Raw genomic sequence first — 12,696 nt, forward strand, 5'->3', positions numbered from 1 at the left:
CCCGCGCTAGCCCTCCTGCCTGCGGGCGGCCACCGCGCCCCAGAACTCGCGCAGCGCGGCGTAGTTCTCGGCGGCGCCGTCGGTGTCGCCCGCCCGCAGCAGGCGCAGCGCGCGCTGCACCCGGGAGGCGGAGTCGTCCGCCTCGATCGTCGCGTCGTCGAGCAGCTCGACGAGGCCGCCGTAGTCCAGCTCGACGATCGAGTTCCGGTCGAAGCGCCCGAGCCAGCCGCGCGTCTCGGCGAGCACCTCGGCCGCGCCGCCGTCTCCCAGCGCGCCGCGCACCACGCGTTCGGCGTGGGCGGCCCGGCTCAGCGCCTTCTCGATCGGCACCCGCCACCAGATCCGGCGCTGGGCCCCGAGCTTGACCTGCCGTTCCTCCGGGTCGACCAGCGCGAACCACGGCAGCGGCACGGTCCAGCCCGCCGTCACGACGTGGGCCGCGGCCTCCCCGAGCTCGGCGACCGCGCGCTCGGCCCGGCGCCGCGCCGACGCCTCCGGCACGACCAGCGCCGCCGCGCGCAGCAGCGGGTCCTCCTCCGCGAGGAAGCCGAGGACCGCCGCCGCGGCGCGGGGGCGGGTGTCCAGCGGGCAGACGTAGGGCTCGCCGCCCTCCCCGCCGAGCACCAGCACGTCGACGGGGGCGTCGGCGGCGCCGAGGTCCCCGGGCAGCAGCCGGCCGCGGACGGTGGCCCGCAGGCACAGCTCGCGCTCGCGGCGCCCCACGCGGTCCGGCCGCACCGCGCCGCGGGCCAACCCGGCGCGCACCGCGGCGCCCGCCGGGCCCTCGAAGGCCCGGAGGGGTTCGTAGACCCGCAGGTACGACACGAACGGCGACGGCATGATGAATGATCCTCTCGCACCGCACCCGCTCCGCGACACAACCTCCGGAGCGGCCTGGGACACGGCCGGGCACCCCGCGCGGACGACTGCCCGACGGGGGACTCGTCACACCATCGATGCCACGTCGCACGCTCGTGGGATCACACGGTATTGTTGTCGCCAGGACAGTGATGACGTTGAAAGGGGCCGCCGTGACTATCGGCCGCCCCTTCCCTTGTGTAAGGGGGACCAGCCATGGGGCGCGGACGAGCCAAGGCCAAGCAGACGAAGGTGGCCCGAGAGCTCAAGTACAGCACCCACACGATGGATCTCGACGCGCTCCAGCGCGAGATCGGTAGCGGGACGGCTGTGGACGACAAGGACGAGGAGTACGACGAGTACTCCGCGCGCTACGGGTCCTACGCGGACGACGAGGACGACGACCGCAAGTAGGCGTCGCCCTCCGTGCCCGGCCGTCTGAGTGGTCGGGCGTTCGTCTTCTCCGGCGGGTTCACTCGGAACCGACGCGTACCTGACCGCTCGTCCTGGTCGTTCCATGACGAGAGGCGGGCGGTCAGGACCCGCCGATCAACCCGAGTTCGTGGCGTCACACTGTTCCCTCACCGGGCAGGCCGACGACACCGTGACACGCGGCCTGCTACTCGGGTACGACTCGGCCTCGCGTGAGGCCCTGCCGAACCGTGCTGATGCGCGGCTCGCGCGGGATCGCCGGGGTCACCGCGGGTGATCAGCTGCCGCCCGCCCGTATCGCCGACGTGAGCATCCGCACCCGTGCCGGCCGGTGACCGCACGCTGCGCGACGAAGCCTCCTCGAGCTGCGGTGCACCGCCCTGTGGCGCGCGTGCGATCTTCACCCGATAGCCTCACGCCGACGAGAAGGAGTGCGGCATGCGCGGGAACCTGTTCGCGGTGGCCGTGGACCTGGTGGTCCTCACGGTGCGCCGGGACCAGCTCTGCGTGTTGCTGGTCAAGCGCGGCGAACGACCGTACGAGAGCCACTGGTCCCTGCCCGGCGGGTTCGTCCAGGCGGACGAGGACCTCGGGGACACCGCGGCGCGCGAGCTGGCCGCGCAGACCGGTGCCGCCACCCAGGGCGCGGTGCAGGGCCACCTGGAGCAGCTCGCGGGGTACGCCGCGCCGGGCCGCGACCCGCGCGGACGGGTGCTGAGCGTCGGCTACCTGGCGCTGCTGCCCGACCTGCCGGACCCGGAGGGCCCCGCGTCCGGCTCGGCGGCGTTCCTCCCGGTGGAGGACGTCTACGGGCTGGCCTTCGACCACGACCGGATCCTGGCCGACGGAGTGGAGCGGGCCCGCGCGAAGCTCGAGTACACCACGCTCGCGGCAGCCTTCTGCCCGGCCGAGTTCACCGTGTCCGACCTACGCCGGGTGTACGAGGCGGTGTGGCGGACCGAGATCGACCCGCGCAACTTCCAACGCAAGGTCACCAGCACCCCGGGCTTCCTGATCCCCACGGCGACCCGGGTCACCGGCGGACGGGGCCGACCCCCGCAGCTCTTCCGCAGGGGCGAGGCCACCACCCTGCACCCACCCATGCTCAGAGAGCCCACCCGGGAACCGGCGAACGGCGCGCTCGCTCACTAGTGCCCCGTCCAGAAACGTTCAGGACCGAACTCGGCGGCCCAGCCACCCGTGGGCGGCGTTGCCACCCCGGCCGAGTACGCCCGGTACGAGACCGGGGCGGCCCCTTGCCCACGAGCGGCTGGATCCCCCGATTCCGGCCCCAACGTTCCTGGACGGGGCACTAGGTGGCAGCGAACGCGCCGTCCGCCGTCAAGGCGGGGGTCGTCAGAAGCGGGGGTGGGTGCCGCGGAGGGTGACGCGGCCGCCGATGTGCTCGGGCTCGTCGCCGGTGGCCCGCTTGACCTCGCCGAGGACCCAGGCGGGGACGTGGCGGGCGGTCAGGACGGCGAGGGCGCGGTCGACGTCGTCCGGCGGGAGCACGGCGACCATCCCGACGCCCATGTTGAACGTCTTCTCCATCTCGGCGCGCTCCACCCGACCCCGGGCCGCGATGAGCGCGAACACCTGGTCGGGGGTCCAGGACCCGCGGTCCGCGTCCGCGACCACGCCCTGGGGCAGCACCCGCTCCAGGTTGCGCGCGAGCCCGCCGCCGGTGATGTGCGAGAACGTGCGCACCCCGGTCTCCGCGGCCAGCGCGAGGCAGTCCCGCGCGTAGATGCGGGTGGGGATGAGCAGCTCCTCGCCGAGGGTGTGGCCGAACTCCTCCACGTGCCCGTCGAGCGGCATGCGGGCGATCTCCAGCAGCACGTGCCGGGCGAGCGAGTAGCCGTTCGAGTGCAGCCCCGACGAGCCCATCGCGACCAGCACGTCTCCCGGGCGGACCCGCTCGGGCCGCAGCATCGACTCGGCCTCGACGATCCCGACGCCGGTGGCGGACAGGTCGTACCCGCCCGCCTCCATCAGCCCGGGGTGCTCCGCGGTCTCGCCGCCGAGCAGCGCGCACCCGGCCTGCTGGCAGCCCTCCGCGATGCCCTTCACGATCGAGGCGATCTGCGCGGGCACCAGCTTGCCGACGGCGATGTAGTCCTGCAGGAACAGCGGCTCGGCCCCGCAGACCACCAGATCGTCCACGACCATGGCGACCAGGTCGAGCCCGATCGTGTCGTGCTTGTCCATGGCCTGGGCGATGGCGACCTTGGTGCCGACGCCGTCGGTCGAGGCGGCGAGCACCGGCTCGGTGAACCTGCCGAGCTTCGGGGCGAACAGCCCGGCGAACCCGCCGATGCCGCCCAGCACCTCGGACCGGGTCGCCTTCTCCGCGTACGGTCGGAGCTGCTCGACGGCGGCCTCACCCGCCTCGATGTCCACGCCTGCGGCGGCGTAGCTGGCGCGCGGGTCCTGGTCGCTGGGGCTCGACATGGGTGTATCGCTCTCGTTCCTGCTCGTTCGCGGCGGTGGTCCCCGCCGGGTGTGGAGAAGCGCCCGAGGTCCTACGGCCTGCTCAGGGCGTCCGAAGCACCGTATCCCACCGACAGCGGCGCGGGGGCCTCCCGGACGGGGCCGGGGTCGCCGGAGGCCGCGCCGCTCGCGTCGAGGGCGGGGGTCTCGAGCAGGTGCTTGCCGAGCCGCGCCTCCTCGGGCAGCGGGATCGGGTACTCCCCGTCGAAGCAGGCACAGCACAGGCGGGACCTGGGCTGCTCGCTCGCCGCGACCATGTTGTCGACGGAGACGTAGGCGAGGGTGTCCGAGCCGATCGAGCGGCGCACACCCTCGACGTCGAGCCCCGAGGCGACCAGCTCGGCGCGCGAGGCGAAGTCGATGCCGTAGAAGCAGGGCCACCGCACGGGCGGCGACGCGATCCGGACGTGCACCTCGAGCGCCCCGGCCTCGCGCAGCATGCGGACGAGCGCGCGCTGGGTGTTGCCGCGCACGATGGAGTCGTCCACCACGACGAGCCGCTTGCCGCGGATCACGTCCCGCAGCGGGTTGAGCTTGAGCCGGATGCCGAGCTGGCGGATGGTCTGCGACGGCTGGATGAAGGTCCGGCCGACGTAGGCGTTCTTGACCAGGCCCTGGCCGTAGGGGATGCCGGAGCCCTGCGCGTAGCCGATCGCGGCGGGCGTGCCGGACTCGGGGACCGGGATGACCAGGTCGGCCTCGACCGGGGACTCCAGGGCCAGCCGCCGTCCGATCTCGACGCGGGTGGCGTGCACCGAGCGGCCGGAGATCGTGGTGTCCGGGCGGGCCAGGTAGACGTACTCGAAGACGCAGCCCTTGGGTTCGGGGCTGGCGAAGCGGGAGCTGCGGATGCCGTCCGCGTCGATCGCGAGGAGCTCGCCCGGCTCGACCTCGCGGACCATCGAGGCACCGACGATGTCCAGCGCCGCCGTCTCCGACGCGACCACCCAACCGCGCTCGAGGCGGCCCAGCACCAGCGGCCGGACGCCGTGCGGGTCGCGGGCCGCGTAGAGGGTGTTCTCGTCGGCGAAGGCCAGTGAGAACGCGCCGCGCACGCGCGGCAGCAGCCGCATCGCGGCCTCCTCGAGCCCGGTGTCCGCGGCGGTGGCGGCCAGCAGCTCGCAGATCAGGTCGGAGTCGGTGGTCGACAGGATCCGGGAGGCCTTTCCGCCCAGCGCCGCGACCTCGTCCCGCAGCTCCGCGGTGTTCACGAGGTTGCCGTTGTGCCCGAGTGCGACCCCGCTGCCCGACGCGGTGGTGCGGAAGACGGGCTGCGCGTTCTCCCAGGTCGTGGACCCGGTCGTGGAGTAGCGGCAGTGCCCGACGGCGAGGTGGCCCTTCAACGAGCTGAGCGTCTGCTCGTCGAAGACGTGGCTGACCAGCCCGAGCTCCTTGAAGACGATGATGCGGCGGCCGTCCGACACGGCGATGCCCGCCGCCTCCTGCCCGCGGTGCTGCAGGGCGTAGAGGCCGTAGTAGGTGAGCTTGGCGACGTCCTCACCGGGAGCCCAGACGCCGAAGACGCCGCACTCCTCCTTGGGCGAGTCGTCGGTCTCAGCTGCGGAGGGGTTCCGGTCGGAACTCAACGCACTCGCTCCAGGGGTGTCGACAGCGCGCGGGCTTACCCGATGGTACGCGGCGAATCCGCGGGAACCCATCCCGCGGGACGGGCGTCACCGAACCATCGCCCCTGCCCGAGGTCGCAGCCGAGCGCTTCCAGCCGGTCCGCCTGGACGCGCGTCTCCACCCATTCGGCCGTCACCTCCAGCCCCAGGGCGTGGGCCATCGCGACCAACGAGCCGACGATGCTCTCGTCGACGGGGTCGGGGTGCTCGTGCCGGAGGCCGTCGATGAACGAGCCGTCGATCTTGAGGGCGTGGACCGGGAGCCTGCGCAGCCAGGCGAGGCTGGAGTAGCCGGTGCCGAAGTCGTCCAGCGCCAGGCGGACGCCGAGGGACCGCAGCGCCGACAGGGCGTCCATCGAGGCGGCCTCGTCGGCCAGCACGGCCTGCTCGGTGATCTCCAGCTGCAGCTTGTCCGGGTCCAGGCCGGTCCCCTCCAGCAGTGCCACGACCTCGTCGACGAAGCCCTGCTCGGGCAGCTGCACGGGCGAGACGTTCACGCTCACGTACGGCGCGTCCCGACCCAGCTCGGCCTGCCAGCGCGCGGCCTCGCGACAGGCCTCGGTGAGCACCCAGCGCCCGAGCTGCACGATCGCGCCCGACCGCTCCGCGAGCTCGATGAACCGGCCCGGGCCGAGCAGCCCGTGCTCGGGGTGCTCCCAGCGGACGAGGGCCTCCATGCCGCGCAGCGTCGTGTCCGACAGCCGGACGAGCGGCTGGTAGACCAGCCGGAACTGGTCCCGGTCCACCGCGCCGCGCAGGTTGGCCAGCAGGGCGAAGCGGGCGGCCTCGCCCGCGTCCCGCTCCGGGTCGAAGACGGCGCGGGTGCCGCCGCCCTGCCCCTTCGCCCAGGTCAGCGCGACGCCGGCGGCCCGCAGGAGCTCCGCGGGGCACTCGGTCGAGGTGAGCGCCTCGGCCACCCCGACGCTGGCGGTGACCGCGATCCAGGCGCCGCCGAGGTGGAAGGGCGCGGCCAGGGCCGCGAGCAGTCGGTCCGCCACCGCCAGCACCTCCCCCACGCCCTCGGGATCGGTGAGCACCACGGCGAACTCGTCCCCACCGGTGCGGGTGAGCAGGTGCGGGCCCGCCGCGGTGCGCAGCCGGTCGGCCAGTGCGGCGAGCAGCTCGTCGCCCACCGCGTGCCCGTGCATCTCGTTGACCCGGCGGAACTCGTCGATGTCCAGCGCGCAGAGCCCCACCCGCAGCGCGGACCCGCCGAAGGCCTGCCGCACGGCCACCTCGGTCAGGTGGCGGTTCGGCAGCCCCGTGAGCCGGTCCCGGGACGAGGCCTCCACCAGCGAGGACCGCAGCCGGTACCGCTCCGAGACGTCCTCGATCACACCGATCAGGTGGCTGGGGCGTCCGGAGTCGTCCCGGACCAGCGACCCGGTGACGTGCCCCCAGACCCACATCCGGGTGGGCCCGGCGAACCGGATGTCCAGGCTGACCGTCTCCGCGGTGCCGGACGCCAGCCGCCCGTAGGCGGCGAGGAAGGACTCCAGGTCGTCCGGGTGCACGAAGTCCGACACCGGCGCGGGCAGTGCCGGGCGCTCCACCATCCCGAGCATCCGCACCCCTGCCGGGTTGAGATCGACCAGCTCCCCGTCCAGCGTCGCGACGGCGATGCCGACCGGCCCCTGGGTGTAGATCGTGCGGTAGTGGGCCTCGCTCTCGGCGAGCTCGCGCTCCACCTCCCGGCGGGCCCGCAGCGTCGAGCGCAGCAGGTCCTCCTGGGCCTGGTGGGCGCGGAACCGCAGGCCGCCCGCGAAGCCGGCGGCGAACTCGTCGAGCGCGGGCACGAGCCGGTGGCGCTCCTGCACGGTCAGGTCCAGGGCACCGGGCGCGGCCTCCCGCAGCAGCCGGATCGAGCCGGGCAGCACGTCCTCCGGCGCCGACCCGACGATCCCGGCCCGGTCCCCGCAGAAGCCGGACGCCGCCAGGTCCGCCCCGATCCCGCGGGCGGCGAGCGGCCAGAAGGGCTCGGTGCGCAGGGCGGAGCGCAGGCGCAGCAGCAGCCCGGCGAGCACCCCCGCGTCGGTCACGGTGGCGTTGGGGAGGAGCTCGATCCAGCGTTGGGCCAGGGATCGCACCTCCGGCCCGGCGCGCTCGCCGAGCCCGACGAGCCGCACCGGGCGCCCCGGGAGGTCACTCGCTGCCACCACGCAGCACCTCCCGTCGCCCGCGGAGACCGTCCGACTGTCCCGATCGTGGTCAATCCTCTGCCTCGGGAAGGCGATTTTCCACCGGGAGTGCACCACGATCCCCCTTTCGGGGTGTCTCGTCAGCGCAGCGGCAGGTGGTCCGCAACCTCGGCGGCTCGCGATCCCGAGGCGCTCACCGTGCCCGATCGGACGGCGTCCGTCCAGTTCAGACGGCCGGTGGCCAACCCGAGCCAGGTGCGGGCGTCGCACTCGACGGTGTTCGGCGGGGTGCCGCGGGTGTGTCGCGGCCCCTCGATGCACTGGATGGCCGCGTACGGCACCACCCGCACCTCGACGCTGTGTCCGGGGGCCGTCTCGGCGAGTGCCGCGAGGGACTCCTTGACCGCCTCCTTGATCACCGAGCGTGGTGGGGCGGCGCCCCCGTCCAGCCAGGCGTCGAGCGGGTCGGTCATCGCCGCGTCAGGCGTCGAAGAGGGCGGGGAGGGTGCCCTCCCAGGCGGTGCGCAGCTCGTCCAGCGGGAGCTCACCGACGTTCGCGATCTCCAGGACGGAGCCGCCGACCTCGCCCAGGCGCTCGGCCGGGACGCCGGCCGCCGCGGCCGCCGCGAGGAAGCCGTCCGCGGCGTCCGGCGCGACCGTGACCAGCACGCGGGCCGTCGACTCCGAGAACAGCGCGACGAACGGATCGTGCCCCGGCAGGGTCACCCGCGCCCCCTGGCCGCCGACCAGTGACGCCTCGACGAGGGCCTGGGCCAGTCCGCCGTCGGACAGGTCGTGGGTGCCGGTCGGGCTCTGCGCGGCGAGGAGCTCGGCGAGCCTGCGCTCGGCCTCCAGGTCGACCGTCGGGGGCGTGCCGCCGAGGTGGCCGTGGACGACGTGCGCCCACTCGCCGCCGCCCAGCTCCTCGTGCGTGCGCCCGAGCAGGACGACGACGTCCCCCGCGTTCCGGAACCCGGACGGGATCCGCGCCGCGACGTCGTCGATCACGCCGAGCACGCCGACGACCGGGGTCGGCAGGATCGCCGTGGTCCCGGTCTGGTTGTAGAAGGACACGTTCCCGCCGGTGACGGGGATGCCCAGCTGCGCGCAGCCGTCCGCCAGGCCGCGCACGGCCTGGGCGAACTGCCACATGACGTGCGGGTCCTCGGGCGAGCCGAAGTTCAGGCAGTTGGTCACGGCGAGCGGCACGGCACCGCTGGTCGCGACGTTGCGGTAGGCCTCGGCCAGCGCGATCTGCGCGCCGGCGTACGGGTCCAGCGCGGCGAAGCGGGCGTTGCAGTCGGTGGCGACGGCGATCCCCCGGCCGGTCTCCTCGTCCACCCGGACCACGCCCGCGTCGGCGGGCTGGGCGGCGGCGGTGTTGCCGCGGACGTAGCGGTCGTACTGGTCGGTGACCCACGCCCGCGAACACAGGTTGGGGCTGGCCGCCATGCGCAGGATCTCAGCGCGCAGCTCGGAGGGGGCCTCCGGGCGCGGGAGCGTGTCGGGGGTGTTCCGCGCGAGCTCGTCCTGGTGGGCGCCGCGCTCGAGCGGCCGCCGGTAGACCGGCCCGTGGTGGGCGACCGTGCGCGGCGGCACGTCCACCACGGTCTCGCCGTGGAAGTCGATGACCAGCCGCTCGCCCTCGGTGACCTCGCCGATCACCGTCGCGATGGTGTCCCACTTCGCGCAGACGGCCAGGAACGCGTCGACGTTCTCCGGCGTGACGACCGCGCACATCCGCTCCTGCGACTCGCTGGAGAGGATCTCGGCGGGGGTCATGCCCGCGGCGCGCAGCGGGACCCGGTCGAGGTCGATGTGCATGCCGCCGTCCCCCGCCGCGGCCAGCTCGGAGGTGGCGCAGGACAGGCCCGCGCCGCCGAGGTCCTGGATGCCGACGACCAGCCCGGCGTGGAACAGCTCCAGGCAGCACTCGATCAGGACCTTCTCGGTGAAGGGGTCCCCGACCTGCACGGACGGCAGCTTCTTGCGGCCGGTGCTCTCCCCGAACGTCTCGCTGGCGAGCACGGAGACCCCGCCGATGCCGTCGAGCCCGGTGCGCGCGCCGAACAGGATGATCTTGTTCCCGGCGCCGGAGGCGAAGGCCAGGTGCAGGTCCTCGGTGCGCATCGCACCGACGCACAGGGCGTTGACCAGCGGGTTGCCCGCGTAGGAGGGGTCGAAGACCACCTCGCCGCCGACGTTCGGCAGGCCGAGGGAGTTGCCGTACCCGCCGACGCCCGCGACCACGCCCGGCAGCACCCGGGCGGTGTCCGGGGCGTCCGCCGGGCCGAAGCGCAGCGGGTCGCCGACCGCGATCGGGCGCGCGCCCATCGCCATGATGTCCCGGACGATGCCGCCCACCCCGGTCGCGGCGCCCTGGTAGGGCTCGACGTACGACGGGTGGTTGTGCGACTCGACCTTGAAGGTGACCGCCCAGCCGTCCCCGATGTCGACGACGCCCGCGTTCTCCCCGATGCCCGCGAGCATCTTCTCGCGCATCGCGTCCGTGGTGGTCTCCCCGAAGTAGGCGAGGTGCACCTTGGACGACTTGTAGGAGCAGTGCTCGCTCCACATCACCGAGTACATCGCGAGCTCGGCGTCCGTGGGACGGCGCCCGAGGATCTCGCGGATGCGCGCGTACTCGTCCTCCTTGAGGCCGAGCTCCTTCCACGGCTGCACCGTGTCCGGGGTCGCGGCGGCCTGGGAGACGGTGTCGACGGCGGGGCGGGAGTCGAACTCGGTCACGGGTACCAGCGTAAACGGCCCCACCGATGAGTTCGGCCCGACCGCCCGGTCTCACACCTCGACGATCCACTCACGAACCCGGAGCACATCATGGCGAAGATCATCGCGGGCCTGTTCACGTCGGTCGACGGCGTCATCTCCGACCCTCAGGACTGGCACTTCCCCTACTTCGACGACGAGGTCGGCGCCGTCGTCGGCTCGCTCACGCAGCCGCGGATGCTGCTCGGCCGGGTCACCTACGCGGGCTTCGCGGAGCACTTCGCCCCGCTCGCGGGCCAGGAGTTCGCCGACCAGATGGCGGCCCCGCCGAAGTTCGTGGTGTCCTCGACGCTGGAGTCCGCCGAGTGGGGCAACGCGACCGTCCTGGGTGCGGACTGGGTGGAGCGCCTGCGGGAGATCAAGGCGGGCGACGGCGCGGACCTCGGCATGAGCGGCAGCGTCGCGCTGATCCGCGGCCTGATCGGCGAAGGCCTGCTCGACGAGCTCCACCTCCTCGTCCACCCCGTCGTCGTCGGCAAGGGCGACCGCCTGTTCCCCGAGGGCTCGGGATCCTTCCCCCTCCCCCTGAAGTCCGCCACCACCCTGGGCAACGGCACGCTGCACGTCGTGTACGCCCCCGAGACCCGCTGAACGGCCCCGGCCCCGACCTTCGGTTTTCGGTAGCGTCGGGGGCGAGCCGGGAGGTCTGCAGATGTCGAAGGTCCTGCTGCGCGTGGCGCAGATCGTCGGGGTGTTGGTGCTCGCGGGGATCGCGGTCTCGGTGGTCGTCGGGCTCCTGCAGTGGGTGATCGGGCTCGCGGTGCTCGTCGCGATCCCGGTGGGCGGCTACTGGATCTACAAGCAGGTGAGCGGGAAGAAGCAGGCGCCCCCGGTGGTCGCCGCGCCGCAGGCCAAGGCCCTGGCCAAGGGCGCGGGCGACCGCCGGTCCCAGCTGGAGTCCCGGGCCGTCATGGACGCCTCGGGCCGCTGCGGCTGGTGCGGGCAGGCCGAGCTGCACAAGGACGAGTACGGCTTCCCCACCACCCCGCTGCGCTACCACCGCGCCGAGATCGACGCGATGCTCTGAGACTCCCCGAACGCCGGGTCTACGTGCGGAGGGTGTAGCGGCGGCCGGTGGGGGTCGTGGTGGTGTGGTCGGTGAGGTGCCAGCCTGGTTGTTCACGCAGCTGGTTGTGGAACGCGCAGGTGCCGCGGCCGTTGCCCAGGTTCGTCGGGCCGCCTTCGGACCGGCGTCTGCGGTGGTCGAGGTGGGCGATGGGGGCGTCGCAGCCGGGTTCGGTGCAGCGGCCGCGGTCGCGGGCGCGGATCCAGTCGGCGAGGACTCCGCCGAAGGCGCGGCGGCGGGAGTCGCCGCCGAAGACGATGCCGTCCCGGGTGACCAGCCGCCGCCACCCCACACACCGGGCCTCGTTCAGGAGGTTGGTGGGCCCGAACCCGGGGATCTCCGCCGGCAGCGGCGAGTCGGAGTCCAGCAGCGACTCCACGGGCACAAGGACCTGGATCTCCACCTGAGCGGGCGTGGTGGCGGCCTGCCCGCTCAGCCGTTCGACAAGGGTGTCGGCCATGATCTGCCCGCGGGTCCGGGTGACCGGCTCCGGGGATACCCAGTGTTCGGTGACCGCCTTGCGCAGCGCCGCATAACAGGTGATGGCCTGTTCCATCGGCAGCAGCGCCCGGATCAGCGCCATGCCGTCTTCGGCGGGGGAGATCGTGACGTGCCGATCCCGGCGGGCGGCACGGGCGCGTTCGGCGAAGGCTTCCGGCGCCACCGCCGCCGCGACCGTCCGGGCGAGGTCGGCGATCCGCCGCACCCCAAGCAGCGGCAGATCGTGCGCGGCGAGGCGCTGATCCAGCTCCGCGCGCTTCACCGCGTCCAGGTGAGCGGCGGCGGCGACGATCGCGGCGACCCGCCGCTCGTCCAGCTCCCCGGCGCCGAACGCCTCCCGGACGTTGTCCAGCCCGGCGTGCAGGTCACGGGCCAGACGCAGCTGCGAGCGGGCCCGGGTGGGCGAGACGCGCAGGGCGAGCCCGAGCTGCCCGAGGATGCTCGCCTCGACCCGTTCGGGATCGACCAGCGCCTCCTCCAGGCGGGCCTCGACCTCCCGCTGTGCTGCGGCCCGGACCTCTTCGGCGATCTCGGCGTCGATGCGGTTCCGCAGCGCGACCAGCCGCTCGATCCGGGCGAACCCCGCCGCCCGCTCCTCCCGCGACGGCACGGTGCCTGTCGCTGCGGGAGGGTCCGTGAGGATCGTGGTCATGCCGCTATTTTAGCAGCTCATAGCGCTGAAAGCGAACAAGTGTTCGACCGATAGCCGACCCGTCCCAGAGAGCCGGCAACGAGTTGGGTCCTGGTGAAGCGGGCCGCCGCGACCAGCTCCGGATCCAGCACTTGGCGCCTCGCGGTG

The 12,696-nt window shown here is 73.5% G+C and carries 11 protein-coding genes; 4 read left to right on the top strand and 7 right to left on the bottom strand.

Annotated features, from left to right (window positions below; all coding sequences use genetic code 11):
* Positions 1-6: 6 nt before the first annotated feature.
* Complete coding sequence (locus tag BLS43_RS18340) at positions 7-840, bottom strand: DUF8083 family protein (protein WP_093086449.1); 834 nt, start codon at positions 838-840, stop codon at positions 7-9.
* A 234-nt stretch (positions 841-1,074) separates the two neighbouring features.
* On the opposite strand from BLS43_RS18340, the gene BLS43_RS18345 reads away from it, so the two are divergent.
* Both BLS43_RS18345 and BLS43_RS18350 read left to right on the top strand, forming a co-directional pair.
* Positions 1,075-1,272 carry a DUF3073 domain-containing protein gene (locus tag BLS43_RS18345; RefSeq protein WP_093086451.1) on the top strand — a complete coding sequence of 66 codons (198 nt, stop codon included), beginning with the start codon at positions 1,075-1,077 and terminating at the stop codon, positions 1,270-1,272.
* A gap of 456 nt (positions 1,273-1,728) precedes the next feature.
* On the top strand, positions 1,729-2,442 hold the full coding sequence (locus tag BLS43_RS18350; RefSeq protein ID WP_093086453.1) for an NUDIX hydrolase: 714 nt from the start codon (positions 1,729-1,731) through the stop codon (positions 2,440-2,442).
* Positions 2,443-2,646: 204 nt separating this feature from the next.
* Here BLS43_RS18350 and purM read toward each other — a convergent pair whose 3' ends face one another.
* The 5 genes from purM to purL form a co-directional block, all read right to left on the bottom strand.
* Complete coding sequence (gene purM, locus BLS43_RS18355; RefSeq protein WP_093086456.1) at positions 2,647-3,741, bottom strand: phosphoribosylformylglycinamidine cyclo-ligase; 1,095 nt, start codon at positions 3,739-3,741, stop codon at positions 2,647-2,649.
* Positions 3,742-3,812: 71 nt separating this feature from the next.
* A complete protein-coding gene (purF, locus tag BLS43_RS18360) occupies positions 3,813-5,366 on the bottom strand; it encodes an amidophosphoribosyltransferase (RefSeq protein ID WP_237194358.1) in 1,554 nt (517 codons plus the stop codon).
* Positions 5,367-5,401: 35 nt separating this feature from the next.
* Positions 5,402-7,561 (bottom strand): putative bifunctional diguanylate cyclase/phosphodiesterase, encoded by a 2,160-nt coding sequence (locus BLS43_RS18365; RefSeq protein ID WP_176921405.1) that lies wholly within the window; start codon positions 7,559-7,561, stop codon positions 5,402-5,404.
* Positions 7,562-7,683: 122 nt separating this feature from the next.
* Positions 7,684-8,016: a sterol carrier family protein gene (locus BLS43_RS18370; protein ID WP_093086464.1), complete on the bottom strand. Its 333-nt coding sequence runs from the start codon at positions 8,014-8,016 to the stop codon at positions 7,684-7,686.
* Between the two features lie 7 nt (positions 8,017-8,023).
* On the bottom strand, positions 8,024-10,291 hold the full coding sequence (gene purL, locus BLS43_RS18375; protein WP_093086466.1) for a phosphoribosylformylglycinamidine synthase subunit PurL: 2,268 nt from the start codon (positions 10,289-10,291) through the stop codon (positions 8,024-8,026).
* A 90-nt stretch (positions 10,292-10,381) separates the two neighbouring features.
* Here purL and BLS43_RS18380 point away from each other — a divergent pair, with 90 nt between their 5' ends.
* Both BLS43_RS18380 and BLS43_RS18385 read left to right on the top strand, forming a co-directional pair.
* Complete coding sequence (locus tag BLS43_RS18380; RefSeq protein ID WP_093086468.1) at positions 10,382-10,921, top strand: dihydrofolate reductase family protein; 540 nt, start codon at positions 10,382-10,384, stop codon at positions 10,919-10,921.
* A 61-nt stretch (positions 10,922-10,982) separates the two neighbouring features.
* The gene (locus BLS43_RS18385) at positions 10,983-11,357 is read left to right on the top strand and encodes a hypothetical protein (RefSeq protein ID WP_093086469.1); all 375 of its coding nucleotides are present in this window, start codon (positions 10,983-10,985) and stop codon (positions 11,355-11,357) included.
* A 19-nt stretch (positions 11,358-11,376) separates the two neighbouring features.
* On the opposite strand, the gene BLS43_RS18390 is transcribed toward BLS43_RS18385, so the two are convergent.
* On the bottom strand, positions 11,377-12,549 hold the full coding sequence (locus BLS43_RS18390; RefSeq protein ID WP_093086471.1) for an HNH endonuclease: 1,173 nt from the start codon (positions 12,547-12,549) through the stop codon (positions 11,377-11,379).
* Positions 12,550-12,696 lie beyond the last annotated feature (147 nt).

The organism is Pseudonocardia oroxyli (genome assembly GCF_900102195.1).
GTDB classification, from domain to species: domain Bacteria; phylum Actinomycetota; class Actinomycetes; order Mycobacteriales; family Pseudonocardiaceae; genus Pseudonocardia; species Pseudonocardia oroxyli.